The organism is Luteolibacter sp. LG18, from assembly GCF_036322585.1.
Taxonomy (GTDB): Bacteria; Verrucomicrobiota; Verrucomicrobiia; order Verrucomicrobiales; family Akkermansiaceae; genus Luteolibacter.
Genome location: NZ_AP024600.1, coordinates 493,705 through 511,831, shown reverse-complemented (window position 1 = coordinate 511,831; position 18,127 = coordinate 493,705). Strand labels below are relative to the sequence as shown.

General features: G+C 65.3%; 17 protein-coding genes. 8 read left to right on the top strand and 9 right to left on the bottom strand.

Annotated features, from left to right (window positions below):
• Window positions 1–2: 2 nt before the first annotated feature.
• From llg_RS02070 to llg_RS02045, 6 genes are all read right to left on the bottom strand, one after another.
• Window positions 3–1,379 carry a phosphatase PAP2 family protein gene (locus llg_RS02070; protein ID WP_338287863.1) on the bottom strand — a complete coding sequence of 459 codons (1,377 nt, stop codon included), beginning with the start codon at window positions 1,377–1,379 and terminating at the stop codon, window positions 3–5.
• A 5-nt stretch (window positions 1,380–1,384) separates the two neighbouring features.
• Window positions 1,385–3,073: a glycosyltransferase family 39 protein gene (locus llg_RS02065; RefSeq protein WP_338287862.1), complete on the bottom strand. Its 1,689-nt coding sequence runs from the start codon at window positions 3,071–3,073 to the stop codon at window positions 1,385–1,387.
• Window positions 3,070–3,378, bottom strand: a complete 309-nt coding sequence (locus tag llg_RS02060) for a lipid-A-disaccharide synthase N-terminal domain-containing protein (protein ID WP_338287861.1) — start codon at window positions 3,376–3,378, stop codon at window positions 3,070–3,072. Before llg_RS02060 ends, llg_RS02065 begins: the two co-directional genes overlap by 4 nt.
• 5 nt (window positions 3,379–3,383) lie before the next feature.
• Window positions 3,384–4,067, bottom strand: a complete 684-nt coding sequence (locus tag llg_RS02055; RefSeq protein ID WP_338287860.1) for a glycosyltransferase family 2 protein — start codon at window positions 4,065–4,067, stop codon at window positions 3,384–3,386.
• Window positions 4,064–5,608, bottom strand: coding sequence for a glycosyltransferase family 39 protein (locus llg_RS02050; protein WP_338287859.1), 1,545 nt, complete (start codon window positions 5,606–5,608; stop codon window positions 4,064–4,066). Before llg_RS02050 ends, llg_RS02055 begins: the two co-directional genes overlap by 4 nt.
• 125 nt (window positions 5,609–5,733) lie before the next feature.
• Window positions 5,734–6,843, bottom strand: a complete 1,110-nt coding sequence (locus tag llg_RS02045; protein WP_338287857.1) for a redoxin domain-containing protein — start codon at window positions 6,841–6,843, stop codon at window positions 5,734–5,736.
• Between the two features lie 99 nt (window positions 6,844–6,942).
• Here llg_RS02045 and gatC point away from each other — a divergent pair, with 99 nt between their 5' ends.
• From gatC to pheS, 7 genes are all read left to right on the top strand, one after another.
• The gene (gene gatC, locus llg_RS02040; RefSeq protein WP_338287856.1) at window positions 6,943–7,245 is read left to right on the top strand and encodes an Asp-tRNA(Asn)/Glu-tRNA(Gln) amidotransferase subunit GatC; all 303 of its coding nucleotides are present in this window, start codon (window positions 6,943–6,945) and stop codon (window positions 7,243–7,245) included.
• Window positions 7,246–7,251: 6 nt separating this feature from the next.
• Window positions 7,252–8,655 (top strand): Asp-tRNA(Asn)/Glu-tRNA(Gln) amidotransferase subunit GatA, encoded by a 1,404-nt coding sequence (gene gatA / locus llg_RS02035; RefSeq protein WP_338287855.1) that lies wholly within the window; start codon window positions 7,252–7,254, stop codon window positions 8,653–8,655.
• 191 nt (window positions 8,656–8,846) lie between these two features.
• The gene (gene rpmI / locus llg_RS02030) at window positions 8,847–9,056 is read left to right on the top strand and encodes a 50S ribosomal protein L35 (protein WP_211629859.1); all 210 of its coding nucleotides are present in this window, start codon (window positions 8,847–8,849) and stop codon (window positions 9,054–9,056) included.
• A gap of 138 nt (window positions 9,057–9,194) precedes the next feature.
• Window positions 9,195–9,575, top strand: coding sequence for a 50S ribosomal protein L20 (gene rplT, locus llg_RS02025; RefSeq protein ID WP_211629858.1), 381 nt, complete (start codon window positions 9,195–9,197; stop codon window positions 9,573–9,575).
• Window positions 9,576–9,695: 120 nt separating this feature from the next.
• Entirely contained in the window at window positions 9,696–10,199 is a 504-nt protein-coding gene (locus llg_RS02020) for a YcxB family protein (RefSeq protein ID WP_338287854.1), read from the top strand.
• Between the two features lies 1 nt (window position 10,200).
• Window positions 10,201–11,223: a nitric oxide synthase oxygenase gene (locus tag llg_RS02015; RefSeq protein WP_338287853.1), complete on the top strand. Its 1,023-nt coding sequence runs from the start codon at window positions 10,201–10,203 to the stop codon at window positions 11,221–11,223.
• A 68-nt stretch (window positions 11,224–11,291) separates the two neighbouring features.
• A complete protein-coding gene (gene pheS, locus llg_RS02010) occupies window positions 11,292–12,308 on the top strand; it encodes a phenylalanine--tRNA ligase subunit alpha (protein WP_338287852.1) in 1,017 nt (338 codons plus the stop codon).
• A gap of 209 nt (window positions 12,309–12,517) precedes the next feature.
• Here pheS and llg_RS02005 read toward each other — a convergent pair whose 3' ends face one another.
• Window positions 12,518–13,801 carry an argininosuccinate synthase gene (locus tag llg_RS02005; protein WP_338287851.1) on the bottom strand — a complete coding sequence of 428 codons (1,284 nt, stop codon included), beginning with the start codon at window positions 13,799–13,801 and terminating at the stop codon, window positions 12,518–12,520.
• 258 nt (window positions 13,802–14,059) lie between these two features.
• Between llg_RS02005 and llg_RS02000 the strand changes: the two genes are divergently transcribed.
• Entirely contained in the window at window positions 14,060–14,803 is a 744-nt protein-coding gene (locus llg_RS02000) for a sulfite exporter TauE/SafE family protein (protein ID WP_338287850.1), read from the top strand.
• A 2-nt stretch (window positions 14,804–14,805) separates the two neighbouring features.
• Here the strand turns inward: llg_RS02000 and llg_RS01995 are convergent, their stop codons facing one another.
• Both llg_RS01995 and topB read right to left on the bottom strand, forming a co-directional pair.
• Window positions 14,806–15,522, bottom strand: coding sequence for a M50 family metallopeptidase (locus tag llg_RS01995; RefSeq protein ID WP_338287848.1), 717 nt, complete (start codon window positions 15,520–15,522; stop codon window positions 14,806–14,808).
• A gap of 57 nt (window positions 15,523–15,579) precedes the next feature.
• Window positions 15,580–18,105, bottom strand: a complete 2,526-nt coding sequence (topB, locus tag llg_RS01990; RefSeq protein WP_338287847.1) for a DNA topoisomerase III — start codon at window positions 18,103–18,105, stop codon at window positions 15,580–15,582.
• Between the last annotated feature and the right edge of the window lie 22 nt (window positions 18,106–18,127).

The window sequence follows — 18,127 nt, the reverse complement described above, 5'->3', positions numbered from 1 at the left end:
GATCAGGGAGTCGAGGCCACCTCGCGGGGGCGGACACGCACCTCGGGGTCGACGGGGCCGTTCACGGTGACGTGGATGGCACCGGCTCCCGGGCCTTGGAACAGCATCACGGGGTTCGGGGTGAGAGCGCTCGCGCGCTGGATCACCACCGGGGAGTCCTCGTTCACGTGGATGACCGGGTGGGTGCCGGGGCCGTCGTGGAGCACCCAGGATTGATTCAGGCCGGCGGTGGCACGGGTCAGATCGATGTCCCAGATCGCGGCGCGCTCCGGGGCGGAAAGGTCCACGGTCATGCCGGGTTTCGCCGGGACGGTGACGACCAGTTCCTGGCTGAGTTCGGTGAACCAGCCGCGCTCGATTTGGAAGAAGCGGGTCACGGAGCCGCGGGTCTGGAGCGCGTATTTCACGCGGCTTTTCGGCAATCCGAATCCCTTGGTGGTGCCGTGGCATTGGGTGGCTTCACCGAGATCGATGTGCACGTTCCCGAAGGTTTCGATCTTCATCGCGGTGGCGTCCCGGTCGTTCTTGGCCAGTGTCTCGGGGGCGATCTGGACGGCGTCGCGATAGGGCGTGGCCAGCATCGCTCCAAAGGCGGCCGCGCCCATCACCGGCACGCCGATGCCGGCGGCCATGCCCCAGCGGGAGCGCCCGGGGCGGTAAGCCCATTCGGGATGCTCATGGAGCCGCATCACGCGGTAGAGCACCGATTGGGTGACGTGGCAGATCAGCGCGGAGGCGATCACATCGGTGGCGAAATGACCGCCTTGTGTCATGCGGGCGATGCCAATGAGGACTCCGTAGCCGTAGGTGGCCGCGAACACCGCGGTGGCCAGCCGGGGGCGACGCCGCAGCAGCACGAAACCGATGGCCGCCAGGCCGAAACCAGTGGTGGCGTGGCCGCAGGGGAAGGACTTGCCGTCCTGGCCAAAGGCCGGGGAAAATGGAGGTCGGTAGGGAAGCCCCGGCACATCCGTCATCAGTCCGAAGCCCTCCACCTGCGAGGGTCTCGGGCGGCCCCAGGTATCCTTGAGGATGACATTCGTGATCAGGCCGCTGGAGATCACGATGGTGAGGATCAGGAACAGCGCGGGCTTCATGAAGCGGGCGAGCTTCGGAAAGGCGAAGCCCGCCAGCAGGGTGAACAGCGCCGTGAAACCCATCGCCAGCATCGGCAGCGGGCCGTATTGGAAGAGCCAGAGCCAGAGATCGTCCTCACCGTATGTCCAACGGCGCAGGTCGAAATCGAAGGCCATGGATTGGAATTTCAGGTCCAGTCCGCTCCACGACAACCACGCCATGGCCACCAGTCCGACGACGACGGGTGCGACCAGCAGGCGGCACCAGGACGGAGGGGGGGGGTGTGTGGAGGAATCGTTCATGGAGATCAGTTGGCGGCCGTGTCCGTGGTGGCGGTGACCGGGGCGGTTGCGGGCGGGATCACGGCGAGTTCCACCCAGTTCGAGGTGGCCAGGTTCCACGCGTGGATCACGCGGGCGTGGGCCAGTTCATCGCCCACGCCGGCCTCCGCCAGCTTCGGGCGGAAATCGCGGGACGGAGTTTCAGGCAGTTTGCCCGAGATCAGGGCTTGGTAGTTTTTCGCGCTGGCATCCCACGACCGGAGTTGGACCACGCGCCAGGAAGAGGTGTCCGCGGCATCTTTCCAGCCGGAGGCGAAGCGCCAGATCCGGTCGCTGCACCACACCAGGCTGGGCTCGGTGTAGCCGACTCCGATCGGCTTGGACGGGGTCTGGCGGTCGATTCCGTCCACCGCGAGCACGGTGGGATTCATGCGGGTGAAAACCCGGCCGCCGGGCAGGGTGAGGAAACCGGCGAGGGCCACCAGCGCGATCGCCGCCATCGGGCGGTTCCGGCCGACGAGCAGCGAGGCGATGCCGAGGCAGAAGAAGAACCCGGCGATGTAGACGAGCGCTGCTCGTGGATCGGCCAAGGTCGGCAGGTCGGGCATTTTCAGGGCCGGTGTGAGGGCCAGACCCGCGCCGAGCAGCGGCAGCGCTGCGGAAAGGAACGTCCAAGCCGGATGGGGCCGGGTGGTGGCCGGACGGCAGAGGGCCAGCAGGAAGAACGCGGGCAGGCCCGGCAGCACGTAGTGCGGGAGCTGGGTGGCGTAGAAGGAAAAGATCAGGAACGGCGCGAGCAACCATGCGCTCAGGAACCGTGCCTCCGGAGTCGCTTCCCGGAACCGGCGGAGCGCGGCGGGTAGCAGCGGTGTCCACGGCAGCAGCGAGATCGGGATGGTGACCAGATAAAAGACCCCCGGCAGATAGAGCCGTCCATTGAGGGAGGTGGTGCCACGTTCCACGATGTCGTGGCCCACGCCTTCGCTGAAAAATCGGCCATGGGTGGCGATCAGGGCGGGGATGCCCCAGGCCGCGCACAGGGCCAGGCACAGCAGGATGCCTGCGGCGAGGTGGGGTGGTTTCCGCGTCGAACCGGGATCCTTCCGGGACCGCCAAGCGTGGATCAACCCCGCGAGAAGCGGCACCGCCCAAGCGACCGGGCCCTTGGCGAGGAAGCCCGCGGCCATCGAAAGCCAGAATGCCCACCACCAGCCACGGCCCGCGCTGGGGGCCGGGTAAAGCAGTTCCCACAGGGCCCGCATGGCGAGAGTGACCGCCAGCACCAGCACCATGTCCGCGGTGCACACGCGGCCTTGCATGCCGGTCTGGAGCGCGGTGAGCCAGGCTCCGGCGGTCAGCAGCCCGGGTTGCCAGCGGCCGGTCAGGCGCTTGCCGAACGAAGCCAGCACGCCTGCCACCCCACAGGCGGCGAGGGCGGAGTGGAGCCGCACGGCCCATTCGCTGGCGCCGAAGAGCTTCACGTTCGCGATCATCCACCAGTAGCTGAGCGGCGGTTTCGCGAGGCGCGGCAGATCGTTGAACCACGGCACGGTGAAATCCCCGCGGCGCATCATCTCCAGCGCGGCGTGGCCGAAGCGCGGCTCGTCGCGATCGAGGATCGGCAGCGTGAAGATGCCAGCGACGAGGCCCAGCATGGCCAGCGCGACCACCGCGGGCAGCATGAAACGCAGGGATCTGTCGCGCGTTTCCGTCATGGCCGCTTCCGCAGGTCGTGGGAGAGGTTGTAGAGCGCGACGAAGGTCGGGAAGAGGTTGGATAGCACGCCCACCGAGTCGGCGCGGTAGCCGATGAAGTAACCGAGCAGGCAGATGCTGCCGGTCACGGACATCACCCAGAAGACGCGCGGCATGGTCACCTGTTTCGCCTTGCGGGTGGCGAAGAACTGCGGGATCCAGCGCAGGCCGAAGAGCGCGGCTCCGGTCCAGCCGATGATCTTCCACAGGTTCACGACGACGTGAGCCTTGTAGATGTCGAATTCGAAAAGGGTTTCCCTCATCATGGCGTTCAATCGAAGCGGATGTTGACCTTGCGTTTCAGCAACCAGGACACGCCGATCAGGTCGTGGATGCCGCGCAGGGCACGGTCCCAGTTGGTGTATTTCGAAGTGCCGGCCATGCGGCCGCGGTGGTTCACGGGCAGCTCGACGATCTTCATGCCCGCGCGCAGGAGCTGGGCGGGAATGTAGCGATGCATGCCGTTGAACGGGATGAGGTGGTCCACGGCCTCGCGGCGGAAGGCCTTGAGCGAGCAGCCGGTGTCCCGCACACCGTCGTGCAGGAAGGCGCGGCGGATCTTGTTCGCGATCTTCGAGGCGTAACGGCGGCTGGCGGTGTCCTGGCGGTGGGCACGGTAGCCGCAGGCGACGTCGGCTCCCTGCTCAAGCGCCTCGACGAGTTTCGGAAAGTCGGCGGGGTCGTTCTGGCCATCGCCGTCCATCAGGGCGACGATCTCACGGGTGGTCTGGCGCATGCCCGCGTACATTGCGGCGGATTGGCCGCGGTTCTGCGGGAAGCGCATGGCGCGGATGCCGGGGATGGCGGAAAGGATCTCCCAGGTCCGGTCCTTGCTGCCGTCATCCACGGCGATGACTTCCGCGCCGGGGACCGCGCGGAGGATTTCCGCGACGACGTCGGCGACGGTTTCCTCCTCGTTGTAGAAGGGGACGACGATGCTGAGCTTGGCGTTCATTCGAATGGGGGCGGGGGCCAGGAGGTGAGTCCCTCGGCCCGGATCAGGTTGAAATTGGCTCCGTTCTTCTTGCCGAACTGGACGTGCACTTTTTTCGGCGGGGCCGGGTTGACGAGGGCGCTCCGCAGGCCTTCGGGCAGCGGGAGGTTTTCATCCACCAGCACGACGAACGGGCGCGTCACCGGGCAGGCCGGGCCGGGCCACAGGTCGAACTGGCTGGTCACGCCGCGCTGCTTGGTGGTGCCGGGGATGAAGTCCCGGCCGTAGTACCAGGTGTGCAGCTCGGGGCGGCGTGGGCACAGGAACGCCACCTGGGCGGCGGTGAAGCGGCTGCCCGCCACGATCAGGAGCGGTTTCTCCCCGGGCGCGGTGGGAGGCTGGAGGGCATCCACCTCGCGAGCCAAGGTGTCCCAGCCGAACCAGAACTTCTTGTCGCCTTTGTTCCAGACCGAGGGGAAAAGGACCGCGGCGAGCGCCACGGCGGTGACCCCGGCGTTGATCCACAGGGCGGCCCTCGCCAAGACCGGCTTGCGGTCCATGGCCCAGGCGATCCCGGCTGGCAGCCAGGAGAACAGGTAGACGGCGGGCCAGTTCGGGTTGACCTCCTGCCGGACATTCATGAGCAGGCACACGGTCCAGCCGATGGTTCCGAAAATGAGCGGGACGCGGTAGCGGTGGCGGGTTTCCCGGTTGCGGAGCGCGGCAAAGGCCAGGGCGAGCGCCAGCGGGCCGGCCGCCATGAACTGGCTGCCGATGTATTCCAGCAGCCGCTTGCCGATCGCTGCGGGCGTCACCGGCGCGCCCTCGAAATGGTGGCCGGTGTGTTTGAAGGTGACCCAGTCGTGGTGGGCGTTCCAGAGCACCGGCGGGGTGAGCGCGAGGAAGGACAGTAGCGAGCAGGCGATGGCGGCCTGCCAGGTCCGGCGCGGGACTTTGAGACGCCAAGCGGCGATGAAGAGGAGCACCGGGAACAGCATCATCATCTGCTTCCCGAGCATGCCGATTCCGAGTGCCAGCGTGAGCGTGATCACGTTCGCGGGGCGCGGGCCGTTCCGCAGCAGGCTGGAACCCGCGGCCAGGGCAACCGACCAAGTGGCCACGAGCGGCGAGTCGATGGTGAGGAACGAGCCCAGCATCAGGCTGCCTGCCGAAAGTCCCGCGGTGGCCAGGGTCCACCATGCGGTGCGGGCACCGAACCACTGGCGGGTGAAAAGATAGAGGCCGCCCAGCGAGAGGGTGGAGAGGAGGTTGGCCGTGGTCTTGAGGCCGAAGGGCGTGTCCAGCCCGGCCAACCGCAGCAGGCCCATGATCCAGCCGATCAGCGGCGGCTTGCTGTAATACCCCGCCGCGAGGTGGTTGCCCCACTCCCAGTAGTAGGCTTCATCGCCGAGCACACCCACCACGCCGCATGCGTGGATCACGAGCCGCAGGGCTGTTAGGACGAGGAGGAAAACGATCGCCCGCCGGTCCCAACTGGCGGTGCCTTCCGGCGGGTTGGCATCCGGATTGCCTGACGATTGTGTGGAGAGTGGAGCTGGCAAAGGCGGGCCAGAAGCTGGCGGTTTCGTTTCCGCGCGGACAATGGAGAGCGCGCGACGGAAATGTCACAGTCAAACTTCCGGAGCGGCCCAGGATTACAGAACTGTAATCTTCCGCGGTTTGGGGGTCACTTGCCCGCGGCGGGCTTGCTTTCCGACAGCAGGGCATCGACCGCCAGTTCGACGAACGAACCGGGCGCGCCGAAATACTGGATCGAGCGGTCCTTGCCCAGGACGTAAGCCAGCGGACGGGTGCCCACACGGTACTCGTTGCCGAGCTTGTTCTCGGGGTCGGAAAAATTCGGCCAGTCCACGCGGGTGTCCTTCTGGACCTCCATCGCGCGGAGGGTGGTGCGGGGGTCGTTGTTCACGCCCACCAGCGCCACCGGCTTGCCCGCGAATTTCTTCTGAAGGCTGTCGGCGATGTCGAAGAACTGGTCCGGATCGGCGAGGCTGGTGGTGTTCCAGAACAGCAGGACCACGACCTTGCCCTTGTAGTCGGAGAGCTTCATCTGCTGCCCGCCGGTGCCGGTGCCGGCCAGGTCGGGGGCTTCGCGGCCTTTGCTGAGGTGAAGGATGATGTAGAGCTCGTCCTCGGCGAGGTGGGAGATGGACACTCCCTCCACTTCCTGGTCGCCAGCATTGATGATCGCCTTCCGGAGCAGGGTCAGGCGCTTCTTCATGGCGTCGCCATCGTCGCCGATGCCCTTGAGGATCATCGCCTGGCCCAGCGCGGCCACGCCCTGGACCTTCGGGTCCGGGTTTTGGGCCTCGATTTTCTGAAGTAACGAGAGCGCGCCAGGGTCCTGGCCGCCGACGAGGGAAAGGCACATCGGGGCCAGCTTCGGGCTGCGGAGGTGGTATTTCTCCACCGCCTCGCGGATTTTCGTGGCGGCCTCGGCGAGCGGTGCCTTCGGGGCACCCGGGGTGGCGGAGGGTTTCCCGGCCTGGGCCGCGGCGATGCGCAACAGCCAGGCACCGGGTTCCAGCGTCCAGTCCTCGGCGAGGGACGGGCGCAGGCAGTTCCACATTTCCGTGGCGGCGGCTTGGGCGTCCGGGCGCTTTTTCAGGAGCTCCTGCTGGGCGGCTGCGTCCGGGGCGGCCTTGATCTGGAGTTCCCAGCGCTCGTTCAGCAGCGTGAACTCCTTCCGGATGCGGGCCGCGTCCGCCGGGCTGCCGGCGTGGGCCGGGGCGGCGAGGACGATGGTGACAAGCGGAAGCCAGCGCGAAGGGTGCATGGGTGGGAACCTAGAGGGTCATTCCCGCGGGGCGCAATCCCTCATCTTCGCGGCGGTTGAGTCTTGCCACGTCCGGCCCGGCTTTGGACTCTCCCGGCCATGTCGAACACGCACATCGATGACCGCGCCCTGCGGAACATCGCCACCCTCGCCCGCTTGGAACTGAACGACGAGGAGATCGCCACGTTCAAGGGCCAGCTCGAGGATATCCTCGGCTACGTGGACACGATTTCGAAGCTGGATGTCTCCGGCATCGAGCCGACGTCCTACCCGGCCCCGGTGTTCGACCGCATGCGCGACGACGTCCCGCACGAAAGCCTGTCGCGCGAGGCCATGCTCCAGAACGCCCCGGAGCAGGCCCAGCACCAGATCCGCGTTCCGAAAGTCATCGCCGAAGCCTGATCCGCCATGTCCCTCCTTTCCCTCCGCGAACAGCTCCGCAGCGGTGCCACCACCCCGGAAGCGCTCCTCGACGACCTCGCCGCGAAAATCTCCGCCAGCGATGCGCAGGTGGGCGCCTACCTGTCCTACGACCTGGCGGCCGCCAAGGCCGAGGCGGCCGCGGCCGACCTCTCGCTGCCGCTCGGTGGCATCCCGATCGCGATCAAGGACAACCTGAACGTCATCGGCCAGCCCTGCACCTGCGGCTCGAAGTTCCTCTCGGAGAACTACGTTTCTCCCTACGACGCCACGGTGATCAAGAAGCTCCGCGCCGCCGGGGCGATCCCGTTCGGCCGCCTGAACATGGATGAGTTCGCGATGGGCTCCTCCACGGAGAACTCCGCGCTCCAGACGACCCGCAACCCGCGCGATCTCGATCGCGTGCCGGGCGGTTCGTCCGGTGGTTCCGCCGCTTCGGTGGCCGCTGGCTCCGCCTTTGCCGCGCTCGGCTCGGACACCGGTGGCTCGATCCGCCAGCCCGCCTCGCACTGCGGGGTGGTGGGCCTGAAGCCGTCCTACGGCCGCGTGTCCCGCTACGGTCTGGTGGCCTTCGCCTCGTCCCTCGACCAGATCGGCCCGATCACGAACACGGTGGAAGACGCCGCGCTCGTCCTCCAGGCGATCGCCGGTTACGACCCGCTCGATTCCACCTCGCTGGACCTGCCGGTGCCGGATTACCTCGCTACCCTGCACGACGGGGTGAAGGGCATGAAACTCGGTCTCCCGAAGGAATACTTCGGCGATGGCATCGACCCGCAGGTCCGCGCCCGGGTGATGGCCGCCGCCGAAAAGCTGGCCGCCGCCGGAGCCGAGCTGGTGGAAATCTCCCTGCCGCACACCGAATATGCCGTGGCGACTTACTACGTCATCGCCCCGGCTGAGGCGTCCTCGAACCTTTCCCGCTTCGATGGCGTCCGCTACGGCCACCGGGCCAAGGACCCCGCCGATCTTGACGAACTCTACCGCCGCTCCCGCGAGGAAGGCTTCGGCCCGGAGGTGAAGCGCCGCATCATCCTCGGCACCTACGTGCTCTCCTCCGGCTACAGCGAGGCTTATTACAAGCGCGCCCAGCAGGTCCGCACCCTGATCCGCCGCGATTTCGAGGAAGCCTTCCAGAAAGTGGACGCCATCCTCTCGCCGGTGGCCCCTTCCGCCGCCCGGAAGCTCGGCGAATTCGCGAACGACCCGCTCCACGAGTATCTCTCGGATATCTTCACCCTCTCCACGAACCTCGCGGGCATCTGCGGGATCTCGGTCCCGGCCGGCACCATCACTTCGGATACCGGCACGGAACTCCCCGTCGGCCTCCAGATCTTGGGTCCGCATTTCGGGGAGGCGAAGCTGCTTCAGATCGCCAAGGCGGCGGAATAGGCCGCTGGGCCGCTTCGCGGCAGACACAAGAATCCAGACCCCAGAGTCCAGACAAGAGGCGGGACTCCGGGTGCCTTTTGGCGGGAAGGGGTTCCCCAAACCGCCTCGCTGGGCTCTGGATTCTTAAATCTGCTGTGAAACAGCCACTTTTCCCTTGCCAAGGGGCCGCGGATTCCTAGTCTGCCCGCCCCATGCCAAGGATTGGAGGAAAAGCAAAGACCCGAAAGGCCGTCGCCAAACGATTCAAGGTGACGGGCACCGGGAAGATCCTGCGCCGCAAACAAGGAAAGCGCCACTTGCTTCAGTGCAAGAGCCGCAAACGGAAGCGCTCGCTGAGCAAGGCCGTTGTTGTTTGTGATGCAGACCACAAGCGTGTGAAGGAAAATCTTCCCTTCGCCTGATCCCCTCGTCGTCCGACGCAACCACGCCCCCACCCGCGTTTCGGGTGGCCTCCATACAGCCTGGTCCCGCAAGGGAAGCACGAGCAGGTGAGACTGTAGGAGGTAAGTAAACAACGACCCGCTCAAGAGACACAACACATGCCACGCGCCACCAATTCCCCGGCCAGCCGCAAGCGCCGCAAGCGCACCCTGCAGCGTGCGAAGGGCTTCCGCGGATTCCGCTCGAAGCTTTTCCGCTACGCCAAGGATGCCGTGCGGAAGGCGATGACCTACGAATACCGCGACCGTAAGAAGCGCAAGGGTCAGTTCCGCCGCCTGTGGACCGCACGTATCAACGCTGCCGTCCGCAACGAAGGAATCACCTACTCCCGCTTCATCGAAGGCCTCAAGGCCGCCGGTATCGAAGCCGACCGCAAGATCCTCTCGGATCTCGCGATCAACGACGCCGCCGCTTTCTCGGCGATCGTCGCGCAGGTCAAGAAGGCCCTCGAAGCCAAGGCTTCGAAAGCCGCTGCCTGAGCCTGAAACGAATTCGTTTCCCAAAACCGCCGCTTGGTTCGCCAAGCGGCGGTTTTTTGTTGGGGCTTGATGGGCGGAGTATCCTTGGCAGCTTGAGAGCTTCTGGATAGATCAGGCGTCATGAAGATCCGGGTGCAGCTGACGGAGAAGGATTACATGTCGGCATACTGGCTGGCTCTACGGGGCAACCGCACGTTTCGTCTCATGATGATGTTTGTGGCGATCAACGGTTTGGGAATGGCGATCTACAACTTCGTGGAGCTTGCTCGCGGGGAGGTCGTGGATGTGACTCGATGGTTGATCGTTGGGCTGATGGGGCTTTTTGCTTGGGCGGCTTTCGTTCGCGGGCCGTCCCAAATGAAGAAGGCTTATCGTGTGCGCAAGCAGCTCCAGATGCCCTATGAGATCGAACTGGGCGAAGAGGGGCTGAAGTGGACCAGTGAACAGGGATATTTGGCGCAGGCATGGTCCGATCTGCTCAAATGGCGGGTGGGGGACGATCTGATCGCGATTTATCAAACCGGGGCCGTGTGTTTCCTGCTTCCGAGGCACGCCTTCGCGGCAGAAGCCGATTTCCAAGCGTCGATCGAGATTCTCCGGTCGAAGATGGGAACGCCTGCCTGAGTTGTTCGTCTCCACGCTGGACGGTTGCGAAATCCCGGGCACGTTCGCCGCGGACATGCAGGCCGCGCAGACACAGGAGGAGCTCACCGTCATGGCGAAGGTCGCTTGGCGGAACAATGCCCGCTGCATCGGCCGCTTGTTCTGGAACACGCTGGAGGTTCTCGATGCCCGGGAGGCCCGCACGGCGGACGAGGTGTTCGAGGCCTGCGTCCATCATCTGCGGTTTTCGACGAATGGCGGGCGCATCCGTTCCGCTGCCACGGTATTTGCCGCCGCGGAAGCGGGGGAGCGTGGGATCCGGATCTGGAACCGCCAGTTCGTCCGCTATGCGGGCTATGAGTCCGGGGATGGTAGCGTGCTGGGTGATCCCGAGCAGGCGGCGTTCACGCGCCGGGTGATCGAGCTGGGCTGGCAGCCGCCGGACGAGCCGGGGCGTTTCGACGTCCTGCCGCTGGTGATCGAGATGCCGGGGCAGGCGCCGAAATGGTATGAGCTGCCGCCGGACGCGGTGATGGAGGTGGAGATCAGTCATCCGGATCTGCCGTGGTTCGCGGATCTCGGGCTGTGCTGGCACGCGGTGCCGGTGATCTCGGACATGGCGCTGGAGGGGGAGGGGTTCCGGTATCCGGCCTGTCCGTTCAGCGGCTATTACATGGGCACCGAGATCGGGTCGCGTAATTTCGGGGACGAGAAGCGCTACAACCTGCTGCCGGTCATCGCCGACCGGATGGGGCTGGATCGTTCTCTGCGGCGGATGCTGTGGAAGGACCGGGCGCTGGTGGAGCTGAACACCGCCGTGCTGCATTCGTTCCGCGAGGCCGGGGTGACCATCGTCGACCACCACACCGCCTCGCTCCAGTTCATGCAGCACCTCCAGAAGGAATCGGAGTGCGGGCGGAAGGTGCCGGGCGATTGGTCGTGGCTGGTGCCGCCGATGTCCGGCTCCGCCTGCCCGGTGTTCCACCGCTATTACGACGGCGACCAGCCGGGCCCGGCGTTTGTGGAGCAAACTGGCTGGGAGTAGGGACATTCCTTGGGAACTGGCTTTGACGTCGCCGCCGGTTCCCGCTATCCCGGCGTCCGTTTTCGCACATGAAGGAGCAAATCGATTCCATCCAGGCCGAGGCCCTCGCCGCCATTTCCGCCGCTGCCGACGAGCGTTCGCTCGACGATGCCCGCGTCGCCGTCCTCGGCAAGAAGGGCACGCTGACGCTGGCCGCCGCCGGCATCAAGGACGTGCCGAAGGAGGACAAGGCCGCCGTCGGCCAGCTCCTGAATGCCGCCCGCTCCGCCATCACCACCGCGCTGGAGGAAAAGCAGCTCGCCGTCCGCGAAGCCGCCGATCGCGCCGCGCTGGCCGGAATCGACATCACCCTGCCGGGCCGCGCGGTGAACGCCGGTTCGCTGCACCCGCTCACGATCCTGCGCGACCAGGCGATCGGCATCCTGCGCCGGATGGGCTTCGCCCTCGCCGAGGGGCCGGAGATCGAGGACGAGTTCCACTGCTTCGACGCCCTCAACACGCCCGCCGATCACCCGGCGCGCAACGAGAAGGACACCTTCTATTTCGACTCGGGCAAGCTGCTGCGCACCCACACCTCCAGCGTGCAGGTCCGCACCATGGAGGGCCAGAAGCCGCCGGTGCGCATCATCGCGCCCGGCTCGGCCTACCGCCGCGACGAGATCGACGCTACCCACCTGTCCGTCTTCAACCAGCTCGAAGGCCTGTACGTGGCCGAGGATGTCTCGCTGCCGGATCTCAAGGGCACGCTGGAATACTTCTTCCGCGAGCTGTTCGGCACGGAGACGGAGGTGCGTTTCCGCCCGCACTTCTTCCCCTTCACCGAGCCGAGCTTCGAGATCGACGTGAAGCTCCACGCCAAGGGGCAGGCCCCGCGTTGGATCGAGGTCGCGGGCTGCGGCATGGTCGATCCGGCCGTGTTCGAGGCGATCAGCAAGGCGCGGAAGGACGATGCCTTCGATCCCGCGAAGGTCACCGGCTTCGCCTTCGGCATGGGCCTCGACCGCTTGGCAATGATCCGCTGGGGCATCAAGGACATCCGCCTGCTGATCGAGAACGACGCGCGTTTCCTCAAGCAGTTCGCTTGAGGGTGCGTTGTAGTCGAAAGCTCCGCTTTCGAATCGTCGCCGCCAGCTCTGTTGGCGGTGGCGGTTGGGCCAAACGACGTCCAATCCCAAAGAGGGAAGCTGGAGCTTCCCCCTACATTCTGGAAGCGGAGCTTTCAGCTACATCCGGATACAAAAAGAGCGCGGGATGACCCGCGCTCTTTTGCTAGAGGGTGTTGGTGGCCGGTGGCTTACTTCACCTGGCGGGCGCTGGCCTTGAGGCGCAGGGCGTTCAGGGCGATGAAGCCCGTCGCGTCGTCCTGGTTGTAAGCCGCTTCCTGGCCGCCTTCCATGGTGGCGACGGCTTCGGAGTAGAGGCTGTGCGGGGACTTGCGGCCGGCGTTCATGACGTTGCCCTTGTAGAGCTTCACGCGCACTTCGCCGGAGACCGTCTTCTGGGTCTCGGTGACGAGCGCCTGGATGGCCTCGCGCTCCGGGGCGAACCAGAAGCCGTTGTAGACGAGCTGCGCGTATTTCGGGATCAGGCCGTCGCGGATGAACATCGCCTCGCGGTCCACGGTGAGGGCTTCCAGGTCGCGGTGCGCGGCGAGGAGGATGGTGCCGCCCGGGGTTTCGTAGACGCCGCGGGACTTCATGCCCACGAAGCGGTTTTCCACGATGTCGACGCGGCCCACGCCGTTGCGGCCGCCGAGGAGGTTGAGCACGCGCATCACGCCGTAGGGGGTGAGCAGGGTGTAGCCGTCCTTGGTGCCTTCCACCTTCACGTCGCCGAGTTCGGCGATGAGGGCGGCGAGGTTGTCGTGCTTGAGGCCCACGGCGTTGCCCTTGTCGAAGAGGATCTCGACGTATTCCGGGGCATCCGGGGCTTCCTCCGGGGAAACGGAGAGCACGTACATCTCGCGGTCCGCCTCGGTGGTGGCGTCATACCACGGGTCTTCGAGCATGCCGGCCTCGAAGGAGATGTGGAGGAGGTTGCGGTCCATCGAGTAGGGCTTCTTCATGGAAGCCTTGATCGGGATGCCGTGGGTTTCGGCATAGGCGATCATCTCGGCGCGGCCCGGGAATTCCTCGCGGAAGGAGGCGTCGCGCCACGGGGCGATGCACTTCACGTTCGGGGCCAGCGAGGCGGCGGAAAGTTCGAAACGGACCTGGTCGTTGCCCTTGCCGGTGGCGCCGTGGGCGATGGCGTCGGCGCCTTCCTTGAGGGCGACTTCCAGCATGCCCTTGGCGATGCACGGGCGGGCGATCGAGGTGCCGAGCAGGTAGCGGCCTTCGTAGATCGCACCGGCCTGGATCATCGGGAAGATGTAGTCGCGGGCGAAGTCTTCCTTCAGATCGCCGAGGTAATACTTCGACGCCCCGGTGGTGAGGGCTTTTTCCTCAAGGCCGTCGAGTTCATCCGCCTGGCCGACGTCGGCACAGTAGGCGATGATCTCGGCGTTGTACTTCTCCTTGAGCCACTTGAGCAGGACGGAGGTGTCGAGACCTCCGGAATACGCGACGACGATTTTCATGGCGGCGGGAGAAAATCACGCCGGGCGCGGGGGTGCAAGCGTAGTGGCGGATTTCCCGATGGAAGATTTTTCAACCACGGATCGACAGGATGAACACCGATGGAAGAGGGGATGGCATGAAAGGCGACCGTCCGAAATGTTCCATGATTGGATTCATCTGCGTTCATCCTGTCCATCTGCGGTTGGAATTTTTGTCGCGTGGACTGCAAATGGTTCCTTGGCGCTTGGAATGAGCGGCCGACGGGTTAGGAACCGGGCGTGCCCCACCTTTCGCCCGCTGGATATGTCCTCGCCGTTGTGGCGGCGCTGTGCATCGGGCTGTCGAAATCCGGGTTCAGCGGCATCTCGCTCGTGTCGGTGGTGCTGTTCGCGGAGCTTTACGAGGCGAAGAACTCGGTGGGCCTCGCGCTGCCGCTGCTGATCGCCGCGGACCTGATGGCCTATCCGGCGTTCCGGAAGCACGGTTCGTGGAAGCCGGTGTGGGGGCTGCTGCTGCCGACCTTGGTCGGCCTGCTGATCGGCTGCGTGGTGCTCCATCACATGGATGACCATCAGCTCCGCCGGGCGATCGGCGTGTCCATCCTGGCCATGGTGGCGGTGCAATCGTCCCGCCGCCTGAGCCCGGAGGTCTACGACCGCTGGGCGCATTCCCGCGGCTGCGGCACCTTCGCGGGGCTCGCGGGCGGATTTTCCACGATGCTGGCGAATGCCGCGGGGCCGGTGATCCAGCTCTACCTGCTGGCGCGGCGGGTGCCCAAAATGGAGCTCATCGGCACCGGCGCGCGGTTCTTCCTGCTGGTGAACCTGATCAAGGTGCCGCTCAATGCCCAGCTCGCGACGATCACCACGGAAAGCCTGCTGGAGAACGCCAAGCTGGTGCCCGCCGTGGCGATCGGCGTGTTCGGCGGCCGCCGCCTGATCCGGCTGGTGCCGCAGCGTGCCTTCGAGTGGATGGTCGTCGGTTTCTCGACTATCGCCGGGATCCGGTTGCTGTTCTGGTGAAATCAGCGCCAGCGCACCTGGTTCATCATCTGATAGTTCTGATAGGCGAAATAGCCGAACATCAGGGCCATCAGGGTGCTGCGGAAGCCAAACCAGCCAAATGCCGCCACGGCGATGCCCGCCACCAGCCCGATCTGATAGACACGGCGCTGAGGGGTGACAAAGAGGTCGGTGATGCGTCCGCCATCGAGAGGCAGCACGGGTGCGAGGTTGATCAGGCTCCACCAGAAATTGATCCGGAGGAACTGGTGGACCACCTCGACCCGGGTTTCAGCCTTCGCGAATGCGATTGCCGAGGGTGAAAGAAAATCAGGGAACTGATGGAACGTGAGGTAGACGATGAGATTGGTGCCGCTCTGGAATCCGAAGGCTACGATTAGCGCTAGGGCGGTCAGGAGGAAAAGGCTGAAGCCCGCTCCGGGACCGGCGGCCACGCGCCAGAAGTGGCCCATGCGGGTGAAGCGGCCGCCCTGGCTGAAGGCCAGTCCGCCGAAGGCATGGAGGGAGATCGAGGCGGAACCTCCACCCACACGGCGGCCCACCAGCGCATGCCCGAATTCATGCACGAGCACCGAGATGGCGGCCACGATCATGAAAATCAAGACGTCGAGGATCTGTGCGGGTGTTCTCGCGCCGATCCCGCCGCCGAAGATGGCGGTTCCGACCCAGAACCAAGGTTGGATCTCAACCGGAACGCCGAACAGGGTGAAGCGGAACATGGAGCAATACAGGGATGGAAGGGGCCGGTGGTCCGGCACCCTGTCAGCGAAACCGGATCAGGATTCAGTCTTCGCGGTTTTCTTGGCCCGCGGTTCGAACTCGAACCCGATCTTGCCGGTGTCCGCCTCGAAGGTGAGCATCGCGTCGAACTTGCGCTTGGTCCGGTTGGAGACGAAGCCGCGCAGCAGGCCGGTCTTGCCCTGGCTGAGCAGCAGCAGGACCTCCTCCCGGGTGATCGGGCGCTGGAGAATGGTGCGGCCGATGCGGATGCCGTTCGCGTCCTTTTTGGTGACGATTTCGGGCAGGTGCCAGGCCTTCTCGGCTTCGTAGACCTTGGTGGTGCGGCCGTCCGGCAGAGTCAACGAGCCGATGACCTGCTCCTCGCTGAGTTCGGCCGGTTCGTCGGCGTCGGACTTCTCGAAGACGAAGTTCACCTTGAACTTGTCGTCGAGCTCCAGAGCCGCCTCGAAGGGCTTGTTGAACTTCGATTTAAAGCCGTCGATCTTCGGCAGGAACTTGGTGGAGAAGAGGATCTTCGCCTCCTCCTCAGTGAGGGTGCGGCCGGCGATGTGCTTCTTCGCCTTGAAGCCGCAATCCAGTTCGCGGCATTCGTAGGTGGCGTCGGTCTGCTTCAGCGGCTTGGCCCCGCACTTCGGGCAAGCCACGTCGAGATCCGGGAAGGGCTTGTTCTTGATCTCGTCCGCCAGGTGACGGGCTTTCGCCACGATCTCCTGGGTGTAGGACATGATCTCGTTCATGAACTCCTCGCGCTTGAGTAGGCCGTGCTCCATCTGGCGGAGCTTGAATTCCCAGTCACCGGTGAGGGATGGCGAGGAGAGCCCCTTGATGCCCATTTCCTGGACGATCTCGATCAGGCGCATGCCATTCGGGGTGACGTGCAGCTCACGGCCATCGCGGGCCATGTATTTCTGGGCGATGAGCCCTTCGATGATCGCGGCGCGGGTGGCCGGGGTGCCGAGACCGCGCTCGGACATGGCCTCGCGCAGCGCTTCGTCGTCGACGAGCTTGCCCGCGCCTTCCATGGCGGAGAGCAGGGTGGATTCGGTGTAGCGGGCCGGGGGCTTGGTTTCGAGCGACTCGACGCGGACCTCCTCGGCCAGCGCGGATTCACCGGGCTTCGCGGCCACGAGTTCGTCCTTGCCGGAGGCGACGCCCGGGCGGCGGCCGTAGACTTCCAGCCAGCCGGGCTTGATCAGCACGCGGCCTTCGGTGCGGAAGGTGTCGGTGAGGTCGCCGTGCTCGATCTTGGTCGCGCGCTTGGTGACCTCGTATTCGGCGGAGGGGTAGAAGACGGCGATGAAGCGCTTCACGATCATGTCGTAAAGCTTCTGCTCGGCGTCGGAGAGCTTGGCGAACTTGCCGGTCGGAATGATGGCAAAGTGGTCGGAGACCTTCTTGCTGTCGAACACGCGGCGGCTCTTCACGAGGCGCGGGCCGTTCTCATCCTTCCCTTCCAGCACGGCGCGGGCGTAGTCGGCCTGCGGCAGGTCGCTGGCGGCCACGTCCCCCATCGTCTCGCGCACGGCGCCGGTGTAGTCCTCCGGCAGGTAGCGCGAGTCGGTTCGCGGGTAGGTGATCATCTTGTGCTTCTCGTAGAGCGCCTGGGCGATCGAGAGCGTCTGCTTCGCGGAGAACGGGGCCTCGCGCTGGAGGGTGGTGAGGTCGTAGAGCTGCGGCGCGATCTGGGACTGCGCCTTTTTCTCTTCCTCGATGCGGCCGGTCTTGCCGTCGCAGCGGTCGCGTATGGTCTGGGCCAGCTCCGCGGTCCACAGGCGGTCGGCGCGGCCGTGGGGATTGGTTTCGTCCTTCTTCCAGCCTTCCTCGGTCCACTTGCCCTCGTAGTCGCCGTTGGCGATCTGGAAGGACGCGATGACTTCCCAGTAGGGCGAGGGTTTGAAGGCTTGGATCTCAGCCTCGCGGGAAGCGAGGATGGCCAGCGTCGGCGTTTGGACGCGACCGGCGGCGGTGATATTGAAGCCACCGTGGCGGGAGCGGAAACAGGTCAGGGCGCGGGTGGAATTGAGGCCCACAAGCCAGTCGGACTCGGAGCGGCACTTCGCGGCATCCGCCAGCGGCTGCATTTCCTCGTCGCTGCGGAGTTTGTCCCACGCGGCGATGATCGAGTCATTGGTCATCGACTGCATCCATAGCCGCTGGACCGGCTTTTTGACGCCGCCGATGTCCATGATGTAGCGGAAAATCAGCTCGCCCTCGCGGCCGGCGTCGCAGGCGTTGACGATGTTGTCGACGTCCTTGCGCTTCGCCAGCTTCAGCACCTGCTTGAGGCGGGCTTCGGAATCCGGGATCGGATCGAGTTCGAAGCGGTCCGGGATCGCGGGCAGCACGTCGAACTTCCATGGCAGTTTCTTGCCATTCGGGCCCATCGGCATCCGCAACTCGACCAGATGGCCGACGGCGGAGGTGATGACGGCGTTGTCGTTTTCGAAAAAGACGTCTCGCCCGGAACCGTGCTTGTCGAACTTCCCGAGCGGCTTGGCCAGCGCCCGGCTGAGGTCGGTCATGACACTCGGTTTCTCGGCGATGATGAGAGTTTTGCCCATGGCGGAAAATTTGCCGTAAGGT